The sequence below is a fragment of the Vibrio sp. SCSIO 43086 genome (assembly GCF_051132235.1).
In the GTDB taxonomy this organism is placed as follows: Bacteria; Pseudomonadota; Gammaproteobacteria; order Enterobacterales; family Vibrionaceae; genus Vibrio; species Vibrio diabolicus.
Map to the genome: position 1 here is coordinate 603,097 of NZ_CP072678.1, position 23,210 is coordinate 626,306.

Genomic DNA, 23,210 nt, shown 5'->3' on the forward strand with positions numbered 1-23,210 from the left:
AAAACAAAAGAACATAGGATTATCTCAATGGGCTGCTGCGACGCACCTGGCTTGATGCCAATTGAAGAAGCGATGGATAAGATGCTATCGCGAATCAAACCTATCCAAACGACACTTTCTCTTCCTCTTGCTGACGCTCTGGGTTTTGTGCTGGCTGAAGATATTTTATCACCAATTCACGTGCCCCCTTTCGACAATTCAGCAATGGACGGTTATGCCATTCGTATTCAAGACCTAGAAGTGTCTACAGTGTTGCCTCTGGCAGGTAAATCCTTCGCAGGTCAGCCTTTTAAGGGTGAATGGCCGGCAGGCACTTGTGTTCGAATCATGACTGGCGCGAAAATTCCGGAAGGCTGTGATGCCGTTATCATGCAAGAAAATACGGAAGTGACCGACGCTGGTATTCAGTTCAACCAAACGGATGTGAAGCCGCAAAATAACATCCGCCCTACGGGTGACGACATCAAGCAAGGCGATATTGTATTGGCAAAAGGCGCGCGCCTGACACCGCGCGATATTCCAATGATTGCCTCTCTTGGTGTCAGCCATGTCACCGTCGTGCGTAAGCCAAAGGTGGCATTTTTCTCCACAGGTGATGAACTTAAACCATTAGGTGAGCCACTCAAGGCGGGTCAAATCTACGACAGTAATCGTTACGGTATTAAGCCGCTAATCGAAAACTTTGGCTGTGAAGCGATTGATCTTGGCATTATCCCTGACTGCCCAGAAACACTAAAAGCAACATTCGAAAAAGCACAAACTCTCGCGGATGTAGTTGTAACGTCTGGCGGCGTCAGCGTTGGTGAAGCAGATTACACTAAAGACATTCTTGAAGAACTTGGCGAAATCGGTTTCTGGAAACTGGCAATCAAGCCGGGTAAACCTTTCGCATTTGGCAAGTTAAGTACTGCTTGGTTCTGTGGGCTACCAGGTAACCCTGTATCTGCAGTGCTAACCATGTACGTACTTGTTCAACCAATGTTGGCTAAATTGGCTGGCCACACTGAATGGAAAGCGCCTGAGTCTATCCCTGCTACGACTAAAACCGCATTTAAGAAAGCGCCGGGACGTACAGACTACCAACGCGGTATCTATACTCTGGAAAACGGTAAATTTGTCGTTGAAACCACTGGCAACCAAAGTTCAGGAGCCTTCCGCTCAATGAGTTTGGCAAACTGCTTTGTTGTGTTGGAACGTGAGCGTGGCCGTGTGGAAGTTGGCGAAACGGTTCAAATCCAACTGTTTAACTCAACGTTATACTAGGAACGTACCGTGGATATTCTTTCCGATCAGGAGATGCTGCGCTATAACCGCCAGATCATTCTTCGTCAGTTCGATTTCGAAGGGCAAGAAGCACTCAAACAAAGCTCGGTGCTTATTTTGGGTGCTGGCGGTTTGGGTTGCGCTTCTAGCCAATACCTTGCCACGGCTGGTGTTGGCAATATTACGTTTATCGATGACGATATTGTTGAACTCTCCAATTTACAACGCCAAGTATTGCACCACGACGCCGATATTGGCCGTAAAAAGGTTGACTCCGCGGCGGATGCGTTGCGGGAACTTAATCCTCATATCGAAGTAAATACCGTTGCTAAACGCCTTGACGACATTCAGCTTCAGGCTTTGATTGAACAACACACTGTGGTGGTCGATGCTTCAGATAACGTCGACACTCGCAATCAACTCAACCGACTCTGCTTTGCAACAAAAACACCGCTTATTTCTGGTGCAGCCATTCGTATGGAAGGCCAAGTGAGTGTGTTTACGTACGACGACCCAACTCAACCGTGCTATCAGTGTTTGAGCGCGCTATTCGGCAGCAGTGCATTAAGTTGCGTTGAAGCTGGCGTAATGGCGCCTGTTGTGGGTATTGTTGGCGCTGTACAAGCGATGGAAACCATCAAGGTGATTGCAAATTACGGCCAACCCAAAAAAGGGAAGATCCTCATTCTCGATGCGTTTAGCATGTCTTGGCGGGAAATGAATTTGATGAAAATGCCGACCTGCCCTGTTTGTGGCTAAGTAACGCTGTCAGCTTATCAATGAAGATTCTCAAAAAGCTCAACGTAACGTTGAGCTTTTTCTTATTCTGAGATTCATATTTCGAACCAAATAACTTACCGACATAAAATTCATTATAAACAGTAAGTTAAAAACTGGCACATTCCTTTCATTGCATATCATACAAACCAATGAGAGGGCGAATCATGAAAAGGACATCACTATTACTTGGATCTCTGTTCGCAAGCGCATACGTAAGCGCAGCGCCATTCGACACTTGTCCGAGCAAAGCATATTTATTCCAATCGACCCCAGTGCAAGTTTACGGCGTTAATCTGGTTACCGGATCAACCAAGTTACTGACCGACGATGTGGGCTTAGCATCTGGTATTAACGGCGTCGGTTTCAACTTCACTGATCGATACATCTATGGTTACGATACAACCAACTTGAAAATCGTACGTTTAGGCCAGGACTTTCAAGCAGAAACTCTCAACGTACAAGGGCTTCCTAGCCATACGTTTTTTGTCGGCGACGTGTACAACCACGTATACTACTTGTATCGCAAAGGTAAAGGGCTGTTTTCCATTGATCTGTCGCCGTTAGATACGGACCCAAATGCTACCTTAATCCTGAATAAAATCACATCAAATGCAAGCGTGAGTTTAACCGATTTTGCGTTCCACCCTGGCGACGGTGCGCTCTATGGTATCGATAATGGGTCTGGCGTATTGTATAAATTCGATACAAAAACAGGCCAAGCAACCGCGATCGGCAATACAGGGGAAACGGGTACCTTTGGTGCAGGCTACTTTGATGTAAACGGAAACTACTACGTATCGCGTAACCAGGACGGCAAAATTTATCGCGTCGACTTATCAGAAAATAACGCCGCCAATATCGCTGCGGGCATTGTTCCTGCTGTAGAGTTTGTGTCTAACGGTCCAAGTTCCAGCCAAAATGACGGTGCCCGATGCGCGAACGCTCCTGTTATTGACGAAGACGAGCCAATTGACTTTGGTGACGCACCTGACACTTACGCTACCTTGCTCTCTTCTAACGGACCACGCCACGCTGTTGATGGTGTAACTTGGCTTGGCACAATTGCGCCAGATGGTGATGCCGATGGACAAGTGGCTCCGTCTGGAGATAACAAAGTTGGTACAGCAGATGAAGATGGCGTCGGCTTTGTTACCGCACTCGACCTAGGGTTAAGTTCACTAGTGAGCGTAACTGCATCGACATCCGGCTACTTGTCAGCTTGGTTTGACTGGAACCGAGATGGTGACTTTGCTGACGAAGGTGAGCAAGTATTCACCGATGAGTTACTCTCTGCAGGCAGCAATACGCTTCCATTTGTCGTCTCTGAACTGGCAACCGCAGGCCCTAGCTGGAGCCGATTCCGCTTTAGCCAACAAACTGGTCTGAACTTCGATGGCGGATCAACATCAGGTGAAGTAGAAGATTACCCAATCACAATCACTGAAAACGGCGTATCCGTACAGCACTTCCCAAGTGCCGATTCCTACGCAACGGTCGCGTATGAAGACAACTGGCCTTACACCGCTGACTACGACATGAATGACGTAGTCATTAAGTTCCGTATGACTGAAACACGTATGGACGGCACGGTGGAAAATATCCAAATTAGCGGAGATCTGGCCGCCTATGGGGCTGGCTATAAAAATGGCTTTGCTATTCGTCTACCTGGCGTTTCGAAAGCAAGCATTGAAAACGGCTTAACAAAGCTAACGTTTAATGGCAAAGAACAACCGACCAACGGTCTAGAAGCGGTATCAGAAGAAGCCATCTTCATTATCAGTGACGACCTCAGTCAGTATGCGCAAAGTCAATGTGCGTATTTTAGAACCCAAACGGGTTGCAATGATAACGTCGCGTTGTCTTTCACACTGACCATCTACTTTAAGGAAGGCTCCGACCGCTCAGCGCTACAGGCCATGCCTTATGACCCATTTATCTTTGCCACCCCCAATACATATCACGGCGATGGCATCACCTTTCAACCAGGTAGAAAATGGGAAGTACATTTGCCAGACCAAGCACCAACTGAGCAGTTTGATGACGCAAACCTATATGGCGTGGGCGTAGACGCAAGTGACCCGGCTCGAGGCGTGTACTTCAAAACAGCGAACAACCTCCCTTGGGCATTGCTTATCGTCGAAGAGTGGAATTGGCCGCTAGAGAAAGTTGACTTAGTTGACGCTTACCCAGAGTTTGCCACCTACGCCGAGTCTGGTGGGCGAGAAGGAGCAAACTGGCATACCCAACCTAAAGCAAACAAACGTTACATTCCATAGGAGAAGCATCATGAAAAACTTAATCACAATCATCATGGGATTAGCGTTAACAGCCTGCGGCGGTGGCGGTGGCGGCGGTGGAGACAAAAGCAACGATAGCGCTACTCCACCTCCAGCTCAAACTACCGTTATTGTTGAAGAGCCAAGCATGCAAAATTTAGACGTACCAGATGGGTTCGATTATGACCCAAGGTTAGAAAGCTCACTTGCGGTAGATATTAGTGGTTACTCTTTACAGCGCGCACATCTGAGCATTTATAAGGAGTACCGTGAAGATGCGTCTGGAACCTACCAAGCGAAATATTCGAGCAATATTGCTTCTGCTGCGCTGACGAGTGGGAAAGCTAACTTAGACTTCTCCACCTCGGACAGCCAAGATAACCTGTTAGTCGAAATTTGGTTCTACGATGGCTCAGAACCTCTTCAAAAAGTCGTCTCAACCGGAAATACGACATGGCGCATGTAAGATGCTCTATTGGTGAGCATTGATACTCGGGACTGGCGCAAGCCACAGGTTTTAAGACAAAATCGCATCGTTCTTTGAACATGCGATTTTTTTGTTGTAAAACAAAATGATTACTTGAAACAATAGCAATGGAGCGCAAATTGGATAATCCCAAAACCTATATGTTGGTCTTCAGCGGTTTCATTGCCCTACTTGTGCTCTTGTTGCTCATTAAGCAAACGGATGAAAACACGGTTTCAGCCACCGTCATTAGCAACACTTTAACTCAGTCCCTTGATGGTCAACGTCGGTACCTCACTATTAATTCACCTGAGATAGAGCAACAACGAGTGACGGTTCCAGTGTCCGCATCTTGTCCAGTGGGCTCTATTGCGTTGTTCCACCAAGCATCCCGCTCAAGTTTTGACTCATCCCTTTCATTCATTCGCTGTGAGTAAAGCTACTGTGCGGACTTCCCAAATAAGAAGGATTTAACCATGCAAGCATTGATCGATGCCAAAGAACTTCATGCTTTATTAGACCAACCGAATGTAAAACTTCTAGACGCGAGTATTCGTTTTCAAATTCCTTCCGAAGGGAAAAAGATCACCAATAAGTGGATTCCAGGCTCATTGCGTTTCGACTACGACAATGACTTTTGTCTGCCAGATACCAATCTCCCTCATATGATGCCAACAGAAGAAGGATTTAATCACAGCGCTCAGAAACTTGGCCTGAACAACGAAGACCTTATTGTTGTTTATGACAACTCCGGAACACTCGCCTCTCCGCGCGCATGGTGGATGTTTAAGGCAATAGGACACGATAATGTCAAAGTGCTTAATGGTGGCCTCCCGGCTTGGATTGAGGCTGGACTGCCTGTCACGGATGTCTTGTCAGAAGCTAAGCAGCTTGGAAACTTTACCGGGAAATTAAATAAACATGCTTTTTTGGACGCAAATGCAATATTAGAGTACTCAAACAATTGCAGTGCAAACATTGTTGACGCTCGCTCACGTGCACGTTTTTTAGGCGAGGTACCAGAGCCAAGAGAAGGACTGCGTTCTGGTCATATTCCTAATTCTGTTTGCCTCCCTTTCCAAACATTGTTGAGTAATGGCTTTATAAAGGCAGACTCGGAATTGAAACAAGCATTTAGTGCACTAACGTTATATAATGATAAATCAATCATTTTCAGTTGTGGCTCAGGTGTAACGGCCTGTATTTTGCTGCTAGCAGCATACCAGTTAGGTTGGCGTGATTTATCGGTCTATGACGGGTCATGGACAGAATGGGGCGCAGACCACTCATTACCCATTACTCGCTAATCTAGGAGCTATCGAAGCGGCATGGTCAGGTTAAAGAAGAACATTTGGACACTATACATGGCGCTACTTACGATAAGCGCCGTGCTGTTCGTGTTGTTTGGACGCTACCATTATGAGTCAACCCTGAATAAGTACAAAGATAAGCAGCTCCTACAATTGGAGCTGTTTGCCTCTTCTGTCGAATCACTTCTGAAAGGACAAGAATCGTTACTTGAAGTCATTGGTCATCAGTTGGTCGAGAGAAATGACTTTACTCGTACAGCAGCAGTTCAAACTCGCCCGATGCTGGACAAACTGCTCAGTATCCATCCGGCGATTATTGGATTCGGCCTAACCAACCCCGATGGAGACTACATCGCCGTAAGCTCCAACTTAATCTTGGCAAAACTACATAATCTAAAACAAGATCCACTGACTCGTGATACCTTTTTGGCAGCACTCAACTCCGACCGAATGATTATAGGTCGAACGTATTTTATGCCAGCTCAAGATTCACTTGTGATTCCGATCCGAAAAGCAATTCCAAATAAAGATGGTGTTGTACAAGCAGTGATGACGGCTGGCTTTAATATGAATTCATCTTCGGTTTTTCGTAACGACATCCATGCCAATGAACACAACCGGGTCACATTGATCCGCAGTGATGGCTACCTTACTTTTAGCTCGTCAGAAGATACAACCCTAGAAGATTACCTAAAACCTGCCAATGATTTAGATATAAAAGCCGTTATGGCTCAAATCACAAAAGATTCAGGCTGGGATATGGCGCAACTAAAAGAGCTCACACGAGCGCTCAATATTGTTGTCGACAATTCTCGCCTGAGTGAGTTAATCACATTGAGATACCTTCCTGATTATCATCTTTGGGCCTCTTCCTCGACAGATTTGAATTTTATTAAGCGCGGATTTTACGAACAGTTTGCACTGTACTCGATTGTTTTTCTTATCGTCCAAGGTGCTTTTTACGCTTTATTTCGCTCCATTGCGAACAATGAACATAAAACAAAACTGCGTTTGCTCTATCAAGCGAGCCACGATCATCTCACTGGATTACCAAACCGAGAGTACCTACGCGCAAACATTCGACACTGGCTTTCTGGGAAAGGGAATCCTTTTTCTTTGATGTTTATCGATATTGATAATTTCAAATCAGTCAACGACACACATGGTCATGACTTTGGCGACGAAGTTCTAAAACAAATATCTATCCGCTTAAACACCTTTGTTAACGATGGCCGATTAATCATCCGTGAAGCCAGTGACGAGTTTATTTTTCTAACAAATCGAATTGATGAAGTAAGCGTTAAAAGACTAGCGAGCGACTTAATAAAGGCGCTATCAGAACCCTACGAAGTCAATGACAGTCAGTTTCTGCTCAGTTGCAGTATTGGTATTGCCTGCTATCCACACCATGGTGAAACATTAGATGAACTGCTCCTGTCAGCCGATATTGCGATGTATCAAGCGAAAAAACAACGCAACGTATACAGCCTGTTCAATCAGCAGATGCAAGCTACACACCTGCGTAAAATGAAAATTGAGCAACGCCTGAGGCTCGCGATAGATAAGCAAGCGCTTCATATGGTTTATCAACCTCAGTTAAACCTAGAAGGCGATATTTATGGTGTCGAAGCGCTTATTCGTTGGAGTGATGATGAGCTCGGCTTAGTCCCACCAAGTGAGTTTATTCCCGTCGCAGAAAGCACTGGGTTGATGGTTCGTATTGGTGAACAAATCATTGAAAATAGCCTGACAGATATGGCTAAACTGACTGGTAATATTGATACATCTATCCAGATGTCTATTAACATCTCGGTCAAACAGTTTGTTCACGCCAAATTCATTACTAATCTTATGAATGCTATTGAGAAACGCGGCATCGAATGTTCAAAGATTACCCTAGAGATCACCGAAAACCTGTTTATTGAAGATCTTGAAAAGTTCGCACCAATTTGCGAGCGCTTGCATGCTCTTGGCTTTAAAATCTCGCTCGATGATTTCGGGACTGGCTACTCTTCATTAAGCATGTTGCGTACGCTACCTATTGACGAGGTGAAGATTGACAAGAGCTTTGTCGATCACATTGAGCATGACAAAAAAGCGCTGAATATGGTTAAGAATATCATTTCTATCGGCAAAAACTTTGAAATGAAAGTACTAGCTGAAGGAGTAGAGACGCTGCAACAACTGAATGAGTTAAAAGCTTGCGGTTGTGATTTGATTCAGGGCTACTTCTACTCTAAACCTTTATCGCTTGAAGACTTGATCGCTTTTACGAAGCAGAACCAAAGCAAAGAAACCGTAGTTGAATAACTACGATCGCTTTGCTTAGAAGGTTTTATTTATTCATTTCTTGGTGCATCACCTCCACCAACTCGCCTTTCGGGTCGCCTGATAATTCCCAGGTAAAAATGCCACCTAAGTTCGCCTGTTTAGCCCAATTTGCTTTGGCTTTGATCGAGCGTTGATCTTCGTAAGAGATAAAGACTTTCTTTACAGGATGCCACAAGTAAGGCGCTTGAGATTGCTCATCATACTTGTACTCGTAGCCCTGCTCCGCTCCATAGTTCTTCACCAAATCCCAAAACATGAAATAGCCGTTCTCACCCGTACCAAACTGCGCTCCTTGCTCGGATACAAGATCTTGCGTTGGTAAGCCACCCGAGAAGTCTTTGGTGCCTTGCCAGCCACGCCCGTAAAACGCAGCGCCAATCACCAGTTTCTCACTTGGAATACCGAGCTCGATCATCTGGTTGATGAACACGTCTGCGCCCATGCCCCACCAGCTTCGCTCAGTCGCATGCAAGTTGGTAGTATGCCCGGTTTGCTGCCCCCAACCACCAAGGAAGTCATACGTCATTGCAAACATGTTAGTTAGGTACGGCTCCGCGGCTTTCCAATCGATACCTGCTGCTTTTGGACCAACGCCTACCGCTGTAGAGAGCTCGTATTCACGTTTGGTTTGATTTGTGAGTTCATCTAACTCTGCACGCATGGTTTTTACCAAATAGGTAAAGGCCTCACGCTCAGATGCTTTTTGTTCATCAGAAAGCTTGGTGTCAGGGTTCCAAGGCGACGTTGTTAAACCGCCACCACCTGGGTATTCCCAATCCAGATCAATACCATCAAAGAAATCATATTGAGCAATCAACTTAACGGCAGTTTTTGAGAATTGATCCATCGCTTGTTTGCTTTTCGCCATAGCATGGAACGGTTCGGACATTGTCCAACCACCAAAAGAAGGGAGAATTTTAAGATCAGGATGTTGTTTCTTCATTTCAGCAAGTTGAGCGAAGTGGCCTTTGTATGGCACGTTAACGGAGACATCGCCAAAGTCCTTTTCTAATGCTGCTTCGGTATCGACAATGATCGCCGTATACGGATCTTTTCCTTCACATTGTTCAGCAACCAGTTTTTGTACCGTTTCAGAAGCACCGGTATGAGGACCGCACATACTAAGAAACGCGTAAATCACGTGCGTCAGTTTATCGGCGGGAATATCTTTCACCGTGTATGGGTTTTCTGCATTAGCGTACTGCCAATCCGCAAAGTAACCTGCTACGACTTTTTGCTCGGCGTGCGCCGCACCAGTTAGCCCCATAATCAGTGCAGCAAGAAGTGTCTTTTTCATTATGTTCTCCAGAGTAGATGTACAAATTTAAAGCTACTCCTAGAGAATATTTTTAACTTGAAAACGAAATCAGGCTGCGAGTCATTTATAACTCCTCGCAGCCTGATTACATAAATTGCATATTATTTGTGCTAACTCTCAGATGCCGCGTTGCCGTGCATTTGCTCATCTAAGTTGAGTACCGTTAATGCGTTGCTGACGCTTGTGGCGATCACGTCTATAGCTCCGGTTCTTAATGCTCCAAGTAAGGCGAGCGGCTTACTGTTCTCCGCTGCAATCGCGATGACTTCCGATATTGGGCGAAACTCTTCAATACCAAGGCCAATCACTCGGTCACTCATTACGGTGTTGGCAACATTACCGTGAATATCAAAGAAATCATAACCTGCAAAGTCCCCGACCACGCCTTGTTGAAGTCTCGACTGAACCACTTCATCAGGCGTAAACCAACCTAAGTCCACCATGTAACTGTTTTCGCTCATGTCACCAATACCGACCAAAGCGACATCGGCTTTACGTGCCAAATCGAGCGTTTGTTTCACGGTTGCATTTTGCATGAAAGCCAACTTCTGTTCTCTGTTCTCTGCGTAAGCCGGCGCATAGAGAGTTTCCGAGGTCCCCCCATACTTCTTTGCTAACTGACGGCAAATGTGGTCGGCGTTATACATACCACCACGTGGGTGAATACCGCCGATACCACACACAAATTTACAGTCGCGCGGGGTGATCACCCCAATGTGATGAGCAACAGAAGATACGTTACGCCCTTGTCCAACGGTCACCACCATGCCGTTTTTAAGCGTGCTGGTGAGATAATTGGACACCAATCCCGACACCTGTAGTCGCTGTGCCTCTTCATTTGGCTGATCAAGAGCGACAAGCGCACGCTTAACGCCGAATCGCTCGATCAAACGTTGCTCAATCTTGGCGCTAAACACCGGGTGGTATTTAACGGTGATTTCAACGATGCCTTCATCACGCGCCTGCTTGAGCATTCGCCCGACCTTTGCGCGTGATATGGCAAATTTTCTCGATATCTCTTCCTGAGTCGCACCGTCTTGATAATACGCGACGGAAATCTCTGTCAACAAATCCGTGTTTTCAATGGAAATATCTTGATTAGAACTGCTCATGGTTTCTCTCGCCCTTTAAGAGGATCGATATTGTATGCAATAAGTGAGCATATGCTCATCGACTTAGCATATGTTCTTTATCAATTTAAACGCTACATTTGCTCATCGCAATAACATTTTCTCACTACAATTTTTTACCCTCACGTACAACGATCAACCTTTGAACAATAAGGGCAAACGTTTATTTGGGTTAACCACTACACACACAGTAAAAAAACGTTGATGAAGTTCACTATAAGTCGATTTCAGCGATTGACTTTCAGCATAGATAGGATAAATATGGACACATCATTTACTCAGCTATCGATCAAATGTTCATTGCATTTGTTCGGTAACGAAATTTTCCGTAGTTGGCTGAGCAGATGTCTCATTAAATGCGATGAGACGATTAGCTAACTCGCTTGCAAATGCACAAGCTGTGATAACAAAAATCACGCTTAAGCCCATTTAAATAGGATGATCGATTATGAGCAACAAGTTAGAGCAACTTCGTAAACTAACGACTGTAGTAGCAGACACTGGCGAAATTGATGCAATCAAAAAGTATCAACCAGAAGACGCAACAACTAACCCTTCTCTTATCCTGAAAGCCGCTCAAATCGCAGAGTACGCACCTCTAATCGATGCTTCAATCGAATATGCTAAAGCACAGAGCAACGACAAAGCTCAACAAGTTCAAGACACTTGTGACATGCTTGCAGTAAACATCGGTAAAGAAATCCTAAAAACTATTCCAGGTCGTATCTCTACAGAAGTTGACGCACGCCTATCTTACGATATGGAAGGAAGCGTAGCGAAAGCACGTCAACTAGTAAAAATGTACAACGATGCAGGCATCACTAACGACCGCATCCTTATCAAACTAGCGTCTACTTGGGAAGGTATCCGCGCAGCAGAAATCCTAGAGAAAGAAGGCATCAACTGTAACCTAACGCTTCTATTCTCATTCGCTCAAGCGCGTGCTTGTGCAGAAGCTGGCGTATTCCTAATCTCTCCATTCGTTGGCCGTATTATGGACTGGTACAAAGCGAAAGAAGGCCGTGACTTCGAAGCTTCAGAAGATCCAGGCGTACTGTCTGTAACTAAGATCTACAACTACTACAAAGAGTACGGCTACAAAACTGTCGTAATGGGCGCAAGCTTCCGTAACATCGGTGAGATCCTAGAACTAGCTGGCTGTGACCGTCTAACTATCGCTCCTGCTCTACTTGCTGAGCTAGAAGCTGCAGAAGGTGAAGTGGTTGAGAAGCTAGTTGATTCTAAAGGCGCAGCTGAGCGTCCTGCACCAATGACTCATTCTGAGTTCCTATGGGAACACAACCAAGACCCAATGGCGGTTGAGAAACTGGCTGAAGGCATCCGCAACTTCGCCGTTGACCAAGGTAAACTAGAAGCGATGATCGAAGCTAAGCTTTAATTGCTTACCAAAAGCGAGTAGCCCGTCTACTCGCTTTTACCATCAGCGCTTATTCAAGATTTTCTATTTGAACTTGTTTCGACGAGTTCCCTCTATTTAAACCCTTATCGAGAAGTAATCACTATGGATCGTAAATATCTAGCAAATGCAATCCGTGCGCTAAGCATGGATGGTGTTCAACAAGCTAACTCTGGTCACCCAGGTGCACCTATGGGCATGGCTGATATCGCTGAAGTTCTTTGGCGTTCTCACCTAAACCACAACCCATCAAACCCTGAGTGGGCAGACCGCGACCGTTTCGTACTGTCTAACGGCCACGGCTCAATGCTAATTTACTCTCTACTGCACTTGAGCGGTTACGAGCTATCTATCGATGATCTGAAAAACTTCCGTCAGCTTCACTCTAAGACTCCTGGTCACCCAGAGTACGGCTACGCGCCTGGTATCGAGACAACAACGGGTCCTCTAGGTCAAGGCATCACTAATGCGGTTGGTATGGCTCTAGCTGAGAAAGCGCTAGCAGCACAGTTCAACAAAGAAGGCCACGACATCGTTGACCATTTCACTTACGTGTTCATGGGCGACGGCTGTCTAATGGAAGGTATCTCGCACGAGGCATGTTCTCTAGCAGGTACGCTAGGCCTAGGCAAACTGATCGCATTCTGGGATGACAACGGCATCTCTATCGATGGTCACGTTGAAGGTTGGTTCTCTGACGACACGCCTAAGCGTTTTGAAGCGTACGGCTGGCACGTAATCCCAGCAGTAGACGGTCACGATTCTGAAGCGATCAACGCTGCAATCGAAGCGGCGAAAGCGGATCCACGTCCTACACTTATCTGTACTAAGACAATCATCGGTTTTGGTTCACCAAACAAATCTGGTTCACACGATTGTCACGGTGCGCCACTAGGTGCAGAAGAAATCGCAGCAACACGCAAAGAACTAGGTTGGGAGCACGGTCCTTTTGAAATTCCGCAAGAAGTCTACGCAGAATGGTCAGCGAAAGAAACAGGCGCAGCTAAGGAAGCAGCGTGGAACGAGAAATTTGCAGCTTATGAAGCAGCGTACCCTGAGCTGGCAGCTGAATTTAAACGCCGCGTAAACGGTGAGCTTCCTGCACAGTGGGAAGAGAAAGCAAGCCAAATCATTGCTGATCTTCAAGCAAACCCAGCAAACATTGCATCACGTAAAGCATCTCAAAACGCTCTAGAAGCATTTGGTACTCTACTACCTGAGTTCATGGGCGGCTCTGCTGACCTAGCGCCTTCTAACCTAACCATGTGGTCTGGTTCTAAGTCTCTAGAAGCAAGTGACTTCTCTGGTAACTACATCCACTACGGTGTACGTGAATTCGGTATGACGGCGATCATGAACGGTATTGCGCTACACGGTGGTTTCGTTCCTTACGGCGCGACATTCCTAATGTTCATGGAATACGCTCGTAACGCAATGCGTATGGCGGCTCTGATGAAGATTCAGAACATCCAAGTGTACACGCACGATTCTATCGGTCTTGGCGAAGATGGCCCAACTCACCAACCGGTTGAGCAAATGGCATCGCTACGTCTAACGCCAAACATGAGCACATGGCGTCCATGTGACCAAGTTGAATCAGCAGTGGCTTGGAAACTAGCGATTGAACGTAAAGATGCACCAACTGCGCTTATCTTCTCTCGTCAGAACCTAGCGCAACAAGAGCGTGATGCGGAGCAATTAGCAAACATCGCGAAAGGTGGTTACATCCTGAAAGATTGCGAAGGCAAGCCAGAGCTAATCCTTATCGCAACAGGTTCAGAAGTTGAGCTAGCAGTAGAAGCAGCAGCACAGCTAACTGCTGAAGGTAAGAAAGTACGCGTTGTTTCAATGCCATCAACAGATGCATTTGACAAGCAAGACGCCGCTTACCGTGAAGCCGTTCTACCATCAGACGTAACAGCTCGTATCGCTATCGAAGCAGGTATCGCTGACTTCTGGTACAAGTACGTAGGCTTCGACGGTCGCATCATCGGTATGACTTCATTCGGTGAATCTGCACCTGCTGGTGAACTGTTCAAAATGTTCGGTTTCACTACGGAAAACGTAGTAAATACAGCAAAAGAACTACTAGCGTAATTGCAGTAAAAAGATAATCAGTTTTCTCTATTGCGAATGTGAAAACTGAAAAGCCCCGCCAGCAATGGCGGGGCTTTCTTTTATCTGGCCCCTATTTGTATAAACACAGCCAGAAAGTGAACACAACGACTTTCGTTACGGCTATTTGTCTTCAAATCGAAGCGCGAGCTGATAGAAATCTTGTACTTGCTCTTTCAACTGACGGCTGTTTTGCTCTACGGAGTGCGTTGCTGCCAAGTTTTGCTCTGCCGTAGAAGCAATAGAGTGAATATGCTGATTTACATCGCTGGATAGCTTCAGCTGGTTATTCGCCGCTTCCGCCACATCGACCATCAACCCACTCATGCTTTGCATCATCTGTTCAACCTCAGACAAACGAAGCGCGCTTTGTTCGGCAACCTGAGAACATGTATCCGTTTGCTCTTTGTTTGCCAGAATGTCTTTTTGCCAACTTTGTATCGTCGCCAACATAGCAGAGATAGACGCTTGGATTTGTTCAGTTGCATTGGATGTGCGACCAGAGAGCGCGCGCACCTCATCGGCAACAACAGCAAAACCACGACCTTGCTCACCCGCCCTCGCCGCTTCAATTGCCGCGTTAAGTGCCAGTAAATTGGTTTGTTCTGCGATCCCGCCAATCTCTTCCATCAAATGATTCACTTTCTGCGCCTGATCACTCAGTTGATACGTCGTTTCCGTCGCTTTTTCAGCTTGAAGGCTTAATTGCGCTAGATTGGTGTGCGTTTGATCGATGGTCTCCTTCGCCATCAAGCATGACTTCAATGTATCATCAATTAGCATATGGGCATCATTGGTGCTAGAAGAGACTGAATTCGCCGAAGACTCCACCTCTTGAGTCGCATCACGTACGCGATGAATATCGGTGTTTTGCTGATTTAATGCAGCCGAAACTTCTGCTGTGGTTTGGCTCAACTCTTCAGCACAATGCTGCAACGGCAATGCGGAGTCAGTCACTCTTCCCAACACGGTTCGAACTCTTGCGGACAGCATTTTGATATGAAAATCAGCAATCGAAAATGCCGTGTTGCCGGAATAGATCAAGCGACTCACGCTGTCGTATTGCTTTTGTAACTTTTTCAGTTGTTGAGGCGTATCAATTAATTCTTGGCGGAATAACAACGCTAGAACACTCGCAGGTAGTGCACTTGCAAGCCAAGCCAATGGACCTTCAATAGACAATGCATATGCAGCTGCAGGTGCGGTCAATGCGCCTAGTAGAATAGCATAGCGAATGGTTTCATTGAGTTTCAACGACCAAGTACGACCTGATTTCTCGGCGGCGCGCATACTCTTGTAGGCTTTCGTGGCTATATCAACCCACTCTCGCTTTGGCTTCACGCGCACAGATTGATAACCAACAACGTGGTTATTTTCATAAATAGGGGTGACATAGGCATCAACCCAATAGTAACCGCCCGACTTAGTGGCATTCTTAACCATGCCGCGCCAGGCTTTGCCTTGCTTAAGACGTGCCCACATATCGCCGAAAGCTGCTTTAGGCATGTCATTGTGGCGAACGATATTGTGGTTCTGGCCGACGAGTTCTTCGTGAGTGTACTCAGCAACACGGCAAAAGGCTTCGTTACAATACGTAATAACACCTTGTAGGTTCGTTGTTGAGACGAGTTCCTCAGACTCCCTCACGAGAGTTTCTTGAGCTTTATGAGAAATATTGGCTGACATAGACGAAACTTCTGTAGTTTTTATTGATTTTCGGCAAGATATATACAGGATTTTTATTTTTATTACAAAAAGTTAGATAAAAAGTCTTATCAAATCGACATTTTTAGTGTGGGAATTCACATTATCAATAAAAACATAAAGAAGAAGTTGTGGAGTTGAGCTAATAAACAAAGCCCGACACGTTATGCCGGGCCATGTATAGAAGATTTAATCAAGCAGTTTGGGATTCCGTTTCTTTGTTCGTTTTCAAAGCAAACATCACGATGACGAGTAACACAAAAGGAAGAACGTACAAATTAAGGTTTTGCCAACCTACGGTGGATTCAAGCCAGCCAGATAGTAATGCAGTGATAGTGACACAACTGAACACGAAGAATTCATTAAATGCCTGAGCCTTGCTCCTGTTTTTCGCTTCATAGCTTTGACTAAATAACCCAGTTGCCGCGATAAACATAAAGTTCCAACCAACGCCTAACAGAACTAAAGCAAGACTAAAGTGCCAAATGGACACTCCGTGTATGTTAATTCCAATACAAGCAACAAATAGCAATCCACCGGCTAAAATCATATTCTTAGCGCCAAACCGCTCTATCAAGCGTCCCGTGACAAACGCCGGTGCAAACATGCCCAGCACATGCCATTCGATCACTCCTGCCGCTTTGTCAAAATCAAAGCCACAACCAATCATCGCCAGAGGCGTTGCTGTCATTAAAATGTTCATCACCGCATACGCAACCATTGCGGCGATAACCGCTAGCATGAAATTAGGTCGACGGATAATATGCCCCACTTTATCCGCTTTAGTATGTAGAACTTGCGTGTGTGCTGGTGGAAAACGAATCGTTTGCAGCACGATCAACGCAGTTATATAAAGCCCAATAAGCACGGCAAAAGCACTAATGTACAAACCATCATCTGACCATTGCTGCGAATACACCGCCAAATTAGGGCCAAGTATCGCCGCTAGTACCCCTCCCGCCATAGATATCGAAATCGCCCTGTGTCTTGCAGACTCTTCACACACTTCAATAGCAGCAAATCTGTATAGCGTACCGAAGCCAATACCAACACCGAGCAAAAAGGTAGAAACACAGAATAGATAGAAGTTCTGTTGACTTAACGCATACGTCGCTAGGCTGGCACCCAAAATGCCAATAACATTACCGAGACTAAACCCAAGGCGACGTCCTAACTTGCCCATAATCAGTGATGCTGGGATCGTCGCAGCCATCAGTCCTAAAAATTGCAGCGCAACGGGCAACGTAATAAAACTTGATGACGGCGCAAGTGTTTTGCCAATAAGGGCAATAACAGATATGAGTAAAATATTCCCTGTCATTAATAGGGCTTGGCAAAGGGATAATAGCCATACATTACGATTCAATTCCAAATTCCTTTTGGTTACAGCGCATACAGATAACATATAGGAAAGCAGAAACAATAGAAAGAGATGCGAGTAATTCTCAATAAAAAGAGCCAGAGGCACAATGCCTCTGGCTCTTTAAAAAAATTCTTTCTGTTGAATTTATTTGTTACGGCGCGCTTTTACTGCATCTGAAAGCTGACGAAGTACGGTTTCCGTATCTTCCCAACCGATACATGCATCGGTAATCGACTGACCATAAGTGGCCGCTTTGCCATCCACTAAGTCTTGGCGACCTTCAACTAAATGAGACTCAATCATCACACCAAAAATTGCTTCTTCGCCACCAGCGATTTGCTCTGATACGTCATCAGATACCAACATTTGACGTTTGAACTGCTTCGAGCTGTTAGCGTGGCTAAAATCAATCATCACTTTTTTCGGTAGCCCTGCGCCGTCTAACTCGTCTTTAATTTGAGCGACATGCGCTGCACTGTAGTTTGGCTCTTTACCACCACGGAGAATGATATGGCAATCAGGATTGCCAGCGGTTTCTACGATCGCAGAATGACCGTATTTTGTTACTGATAAGAAGTGGTGAGAAGCACTTGCAGAACGAATCGCGTCGCTCGCGATCTTAATGTTCCCGTCTGTACCATTTTTAAACCCAACAGGGCAAGAAAGACCAGAAGCAAGCTCACGGTGAACCTGAGATTCTGTCGTACGAGCACCGATAGCCCCCCAACTAATCAGATCCGCCACGTACTGAGGCGTGATCATATCTAGGAACTCACTCGCGGTCGGCAAGCCCATATCGGTAAGATCAAGAAGAAGCTTACGTCCAATACGCAGACCATCATTCAGCTTGTAGGTATCATTTAGGTAAGGGTCGTTGATCAGACCTTTCCATCCTACCGTTGTACGCGGTTTCTCAAAATAAACTCGCATCACAACTTCTAGTTGTTCACCAAGTTCATCACGTAATACTTTTAGCTTTTTACCATATTCAACCGCAGCAGCAGGATCGTGAATGGAACACGGGCCAACAATTACAAGCAATCGGTCATCTTTTCCTTCAAGAATATTGTGAATGGCATTACGGCAATCGAAAGTGGTCGAAGAAGCGGTTTCAGTCGCTGGGAACTTCTCTAATACTGCTACAGGTGGCAATAACTCTTTTACTCTATTTATTCTTACATCATCAGTTTGAAACATTACTTCTACTTCCTGGTTTTTATTTCCGACCCAATTTTTTGCCAACTGAACTCATTGCAACATTGTTCACAAAGCGAGCAGCATCAAGGGCTCTGGTCATTTTCTGTCTAGCGTTTAAGTAACTTATCGGCTTAGGCGTAGACTTGCAATCATTTTTTGCAAATAAATGCAAATAAAAACCACCTGTTAACCACCGCGCACAATGTAAAATAAAGTTTACGAAAAAAGTTCAAAATAATCATCAATTTTCTTATGACCCTAAAAATCTTTACTACAATGTAAGAAATATCAGAAGTTTGTGAGGTGTTATTGCTTAGTAAATGTTGATCAAGTTCAAAGATATTGTTGCTTGATATGAAATGATTAGAATATTAAACTAATTTCTTATAAACGCTGGTTTTTTCTAATTTTTTGATAAAACGAAGTAGAAGTTAATATGCAATCAATACAAGGAAACATTATGAACAAAGTAGCAATTGCAGTAGCAGCAGTGGTAGCTGGTAGTAGCGCGCTTTTAAACTCTGCTCAAGCTGAAATGTATATCGGGGGCAAAGTAGGCATGACTACACTTGACGATGCTTGCTATCTAAATAGCCCTTGTGATGATGAAGCTTTTGGTGCTGGACTACATATCGGTTATGACTTCACCGATATCATCGGGCTAGAGTATGGTGTCGACTTCTTAGGCGATTACAAAGCTAACTTTAAGTCAGGGGCTAATACAGTTAATACGATCGACGGCAATTTAACGGCTTTAACTCTCGCACCTAAATTCAACTGGCACTTAAACGAATCTTGGAACTTATTCGCTAAGATCGGTGGTGCTTACATGATGTCTGATGACGAAAAAGATTTCGTTCCAACTGGCTCGCTAGGTGCTGAATACACTATCGACAGAAACTGGAGCGTACGCGCAGAATATCAACGCTATCAAGACCTGTCTGATGACGTATGGGACGACATGGACGCTAACTTCTTCGGTATCGGCTTTAACTACAAATTTGCGGCTGCGCCAGTGGTTGCGGCAGTTGTAACAGAAGAAGTGGTTGAGCCAGATCCAGAACCAGTGATGATGAGCAAAGTGCACAAAGAAGAGTACGGTACAGGTACGTTTGAATTCGACAGTGCTAAGCTAACAGAGTCTGTTTCGGAGCGTCTAGACAACTTCGTATCATTCTTGAACGAATACCCTCAAGCTCAAGTAGAGATCACTGGCTACACGGATAGCTCTGGTCCTGCGACTTACAACCAAAAACTGTCTGAGCGTCGTGCTCAATCTGTTGCGGATTACCTAACTGCTGCAGGCATTGACTCAGATCGTTTAACTGTGAAAGGCATGGGTGAAGAAAACCCAGTTGCTGACAACAGCACTCGTGAAGGTCGTGAGAAAAACCGTCGCGTAGAGGTTGTGGTTCCTTCCTTTGAATATCAAGAGCTAGTTCAACCTGAATAAACATTTATGATACTTTATCTATGATGTTGTAAAAGTTAATGGGGTGCGTTTGCACCCCATTTTGATCTCGCTTTATCGCTCTTTTTACTATGGTTTTGGAAAAAAGATTAACTCGTTATCTTGCACCATAACGCAATCCATACCCGCTGCATGCGCAGCTCGTTTACCTAGCTCGGTATCCTCGAATACAAGACATTGTGACGCTTCCAACCCGAGATGCTCGGCCGCCACCAAAAAGGTATCCGGAAAAGGCTTATGGTTCTCTACATCACTTGCAGTTACCACAACATCCAACTTGTCCAATAAACCGGAGTGGCTCAATAAGCGCATGGCACTTTCTCGTTGACTGCCAGTCCCGACCGCTATTTTCTTGTGGCCTAAATATTCTTCTAACACGATATTAGTGCACGGAATAACGTCCCCGTGCAGCTCCATAGCAGCGAACGTTTCCATTTTAAATGTAGCGACGGTTTTAGGATCTAATGAAAGCTCATGCACACGGTTTAGCTCCTCAACAATTTTAAAGCTCGGCATGCCCCCTAAACTGTGAAACCACTCCTGACAAAACGGAAAATCAAAGCGATCTGCGGTTGCTTGCCAAGCAGCCAAATGGGCTGGCATGGTATCTATTAAAGTACCATCCATATCAAATATGAATCCCTCATAGGGCCTAAAATCAATCGTGCTCATGTCTTTTCTTCTATTTGTACATCTGTGATGTTAATTTATCAGCTCTTTCAATCGTCCTTACCGGCATTTACTTATCATGCTCAAAATTTCGAACTCCGTCACAATTCAAGAGTGGGAAATTCAATTATCCCCAATTAGAGCTCAAGGAAATGGTGGCCAGAACGTTAACAAGGTAGCGTCCGCTATACATTTACGCTTTGATATCCGACATTCCAGCTTACCTGACTTCTACAAAGAACGATTACTTGCTCTTTCTGACAGTCGTATAACTAAAGATGGCGTGATCATCATCAAAGCGCAACAATTTCGCACGCAAGAACAAAATAAGGAAGACGCCCTGAATCGGCTTCAAGCTTTAATTAAAGCTGCCGCCTTACAGGAGAAGAAGCGTATTAAAACGAAACCAACCCGCGCTTCTCAACGCCGAAGACTTGATACCAAGAACAAGCATGGAGCGAAAAAGCAGCAACGTAAGAAAGTGCTGTATTAATGCATGTCGTTTTCTCGACATGTTAGTTGAACAACGTTTGCTAGCCCTTGGGAAATCTCATTGGATTTCTCTTTTTAGTTACTTATTCAGGAAACAACAATATGACTATTAGGCAAAAACTCTACTTCCTCGGAGTTATCGCCATTTTAGGCATCGTGGCCCTTTTGGGTACGTCATCCCATTTCGCCAATAAGAGCAATGAACTTAACCACGCCATCAAACTCGTTGGCGATCTAGAAATACGTTTACTCAACTTACGCAGAAACGAGAAAGATTTCTTACTGCGTAGTAATGACAAATACTTAAACAAATTTGATGCGAATGTTGATAAGTTTCTAAATACAGAAAAAGAGCTTGCGAGCATACTCACGAGCAATGAATTACCTTCCAGTCAACGATTCAAACAAGACCTCCTTGCATACCAAAAGGGCTTTCAGAACCTGGTCAGTGCTTACCAACGCTACGGACTTGATGCAAAGAGTGGCCTTCTTGCTGGTTACGAGCAAGCACTGTTAGAAGCCAAGCAACGCTCCGACCACCAGCAATTGCTGGCGTTGGTTCGTTTTGACTCTGCGGTCAAATCAGGTCAATTCAATAGTGATTTGCTTGTTGGGCTATATGCTCCGGAGCTCATCAAAACAGGTAAGCTAGTAGCGGCACAAAAACAAGTTGTAGGAGTCGCTTACGACCAAGGCCTACTTGGTGAAACTCGCGCATTATCTCATGCCGTAGAAGAGCAATTTGAAACCTTTTCGACAGCCCTTAGCTCTGCTGCTGCAAAGCGTGATGAACAAATGTCGACCATCAAGCAAGTCATTACAGCCCTGATCTTAGGTGTTATTTTCGCATTGATTTGGCAGATCTCTCGCTCAATCAATACACGAGTAAACAGCTTGCTTGGCACCATTCGAAGCATTAGCGAAACAAACAACATGGGACTGCGCTCTGACTTGAAAGGCAAAGATGAGCTATTTGATATCAGCCACCACCTCAATGATCTGTTGGATAAGCTTGAGCAGTTAATTAGTGGCACCCAAGAAAAATCGGCGCAGTTAACGGCCAGTACCGATAATATGCATCGTGAGCTAGAAGGGGTTATGGAGCAGTTCCATACTCAAACGGACCACACTGCATCGATGGCTACTGCGGTTCAGCAAATGGTGGCAACGATAGGCGAAATATCGGAAAGCACGTCGGTTGCGGTAGAGGGTGTGCATCAAGCCGCGAATAATGCCGAACAAGGCCGCAGTGTTGTTGAAACTACTGTAACCAACATTGGTCAATTGACCAGTATTTTATCGAACAGTCAGCAGTCGATTGGCTCGTTGAACCAACATGTAGATAAAATTGGTGGTGCGGTGAACATCATCCAAGAAATTGCGGAACAAACTAACTTACTGGCTCTCAATGCAGCAATTGAAGCCGCGCGAGCGGGCGAACAAGGTCGTGGCTTCGCCGTTGTTGCCGATGAAGTACGTGCCCTAGCTAGCCGAACTCATCAATCTACCGAGGAAATCACGCGAGTTGTTGTTGATATTCAAGCTCAAATGTCGACGGTCGTGGCGGATATTGATCAATGTAACGATCAAGGACAACAAACGCTTAATGCCTCTGAAAAACTGGATTCTAGCCTGCAGCAGATCATCACTGACATGCATGCAATTCAAGGCAATTCGGAGCGCATTGCTTCTGCGATTGAAGAGCAAGGTATCGTGATGAATCAAGTTAGTGGCTCAATCACCGAGCTTAACGCGATATCTGAAAACAACATGCAATCCGCTCAGGAATGCTTGCACGAAGTGAACTCTGTTTCTGCTCAAGCTCATGATATGGACGAAGCCGTTGCACAATTTAAAACCGCGCTAAAATAACCTTCCCTACAAATAAAAAGCCCGAGGCAATCATTG

Annotated in this window: 18 protein-coding genes; 12 read left to right on the plus strand and 6 right to left on the minus strand. The window is 45.2% G+C overall.

Features of this window, described 5'->3' with window-relative positions; translation table 11 throughout:
* The first annotated feature begins 27 nt into the window (after positions 1-27).
* The 7 genes from moeA to J8Z23_RS18870 all read left to right on the plus strand — a co-directional run bounded on the left by moeA (position 28) and on the right by J8Z23_RS18870 (position 8,405).
* A complete protein-coding gene (gene moeA, locus J8Z23_RS18840) occupies positions 28-1,263 on the plus strand; it encodes a molybdopterin molybdotransferase MoeA (RefSeq protein ID WP_395187583.1) in 1,236 nt (411 codons plus the stop codon).
* A gap of 9 nt (positions 1,264-1,272) precedes the next feature.
* Positions 1,273-2,022, plus strand: coding sequence for a molybdopterin-synthase adenylyltransferase MoeB (gene moeB, locus J8Z23_RS18845; protein ID WP_006741129.1), 750 nt, complete (start codon positions 1,273-1,275; stop codon positions 2,020-2,022).
* Positions 2,023-2,207: 185 nt separating this feature from the next.
* On the plus strand, positions 2,208-4,319 hold the full coding sequence (locus J8Z23_RS18850) for an LruC domain-containing protein (RefSeq protein WP_434635748.1): 2,112 nt from the start codon (positions 2,208-2,210) through the stop codon (positions 4,317-4,319).
* Positions 4,320-4,329: 10 nt separating this feature from the next.
* Entirely contained in the window at positions 4,330-4,785 is a 456-nt protein-coding gene (locus J8Z23_RS18855) for a hypothetical protein (protein ID WP_395203472.1), read from the plus strand.
* A gap of 140 nt (positions 4,786-4,925) precedes the next feature.
* Positions 4,926-5,222 carry a hypothetical protein gene (locus tag J8Z23_RS18860; RefSeq protein WP_005396101.1) on the plus strand — a complete coding sequence of 99 codons (297 nt, stop codon included), beginning with the start codon at positions 4,926-4,928 and terminating at the stop codon, positions 5,220-5,222.
* Positions 5,223-5,261: 39 nt separating this feature from the next.
* Complete coding sequence (locus tag J8Z23_RS18865; protein WP_258651154.1) at positions 5,262-6,092, plus strand: sulfurtransferase; 831 nt, start codon at positions 5,262-5,264, stop codon at positions 6,090-6,092.
* Positions 6,093-6,113: 21 nt separating this feature from the next.
* Entirely contained in the window at positions 6,114-8,405 is a 2,292-nt protein-coding gene (locus tag J8Z23_RS18870) for a bifunctional diguanylate cyclase/phosphodiesterase (RefSeq protein ID WP_434635749.1), read from the plus strand.
* Between the two features lie 25 nt (positions 8,406-8,430).
* Here J8Z23_RS18870 and J8Z23_RS18875 read toward each other — a convergent pair whose 3' ends face one another.
* A complete protein-coding gene (locus tag J8Z23_RS18875; protein WP_434635750.1) occupies positions 8,431-9,723 on the minus strand; it encodes a glycoside hydrolase family 18 protein in 1,293 nt (430 codons plus the stop codon).
* Between the two features lie 131 nt (positions 9,724-9,854).
* Complete coding sequence (locus J8Z23_RS18880; protein WP_005396112.1) at positions 9,855-10,856, minus strand: sugar-binding transcriptional regulator; 1,002 nt, start codon at positions 10,854-10,856, stop codon at positions 9,855-9,857.
* A gap of 466 nt (positions 10,857-11,322) precedes the next feature.
* Between J8Z23_RS18880 and tal the strand changes: the two genes are divergently transcribed.
* Positions 11,323-12,273 carry a transaldolase gene (tal, locus tag J8Z23_RS18885; RefSeq protein ID WP_005396118.1) on the plus strand — a complete coding sequence of 317 codons (951 nt, stop codon included), beginning with the start codon at positions 11,323-11,325 and terminating at the stop codon, positions 12,271-12,273.
* A gap of 123 nt (positions 12,274-12,396) precedes the next feature.
* Positions 12,397-14,388: a transketolase gene (gene tkt, locus J8Z23_RS18890; protein ID WP_268844568.1), complete on the plus strand. Its 1,992-nt coding sequence runs from the start codon at positions 12,397-12,399 to the stop codon at positions 14,386-14,388.
* A 141-nt stretch (positions 14,389-14,529) separates the two neighbouring features.
* Here tkt and J8Z23_RS18895 read toward each other — a convergent pair whose 3' ends face one another.
* The 3 genes from J8Z23_RS18895 to aroG form a co-directional block, all read right to left on the minus strand.
* Positions 14,530-16,092: a methyl-accepting chemotaxis protein gene (locus J8Z23_RS18895; protein WP_434635751.1), complete on the minus strand. Its 1,563-nt coding sequence runs from the start codon at positions 16,090-16,092 to the stop codon at positions 14,530-14,532.
* Between the two features lie 211 nt (positions 16,093-16,303).
* A complete protein-coding gene (locus J8Z23_RS18900; protein ID WP_046875894.1) occupies positions 16,304-17,476 on the minus strand; it encodes an MFS transporter in 1,173 nt (390 codons plus the stop codon).
* Between the two features lie 141 nt (positions 17,477-17,617).
* On the minus strand, positions 17,618-18,670 hold the full coding sequence (gene aroG, locus J8Z23_RS18905) for a 3-deoxy-7-phosphoheptulonate synthase AroG (RefSeq protein ID WP_005396134.1): 1,053 nt from the start codon (positions 18,668-18,670) through the stop codon (positions 17,618-17,620).
* A gap of 460 nt (positions 18,671-19,130) precedes the next feature.
* Here aroG and J8Z23_RS18910 point away from each other — a divergent pair, with 460 nt between their 5' ends.
* A complete protein-coding gene (locus J8Z23_RS18910; RefSeq protein WP_006741142.1) occupies positions 19,131-20,123 on the plus strand; it encodes an OmpA family protein in 993 nt (330 codons plus the stop codon).
* Between the two features lie 87 nt (positions 20,124-20,210).
* Here J8Z23_RS18910 and J8Z23_RS18915 read toward each other — a convergent pair whose 3' ends face one another.
* A complete protein-coding gene (locus tag J8Z23_RS18915; RefSeq protein ID WP_031780520.1) occupies positions 20,211-20,813 on the minus strand; it encodes a beta-phosphoglucomutase family hydrolase in 603 nt (200 codons plus the stop codon).
* A gap of 76 nt (positions 20,814-20,889) precedes the next feature.
* Here J8Z23_RS18915 and arfB point away from each other — a divergent pair, with 76 nt between their 5' ends.
* Both arfB and J8Z23_RS18925 read left to right on the plus strand, forming a co-directional pair.
* On the plus strand, positions 20,890-21,303 hold the full coding sequence (arfB, locus tag J8Z23_RS18920; RefSeq protein WP_005396137.1) for an alternative ribosome rescue aminoacyl-tRNA hydrolase ArfB: 414 nt from the start codon (positions 20,890-20,892) through the stop codon (positions 21,301-21,303).
* Positions 21,304-21,404: 101 nt separating this feature from the next.
* Positions 21,405-23,174: a methyl-accepting chemotaxis protein gene (locus tag J8Z23_RS18925; RefSeq protein WP_109168975.1), complete on the plus strand. Its 1,770-nt coding sequence runs from the start codon at positions 21,405-21,407 to the stop codon at positions 23,172-23,174.
* The last annotated feature ends 36 nt before the right edge of the window (positions 23,175-23,210 follow it).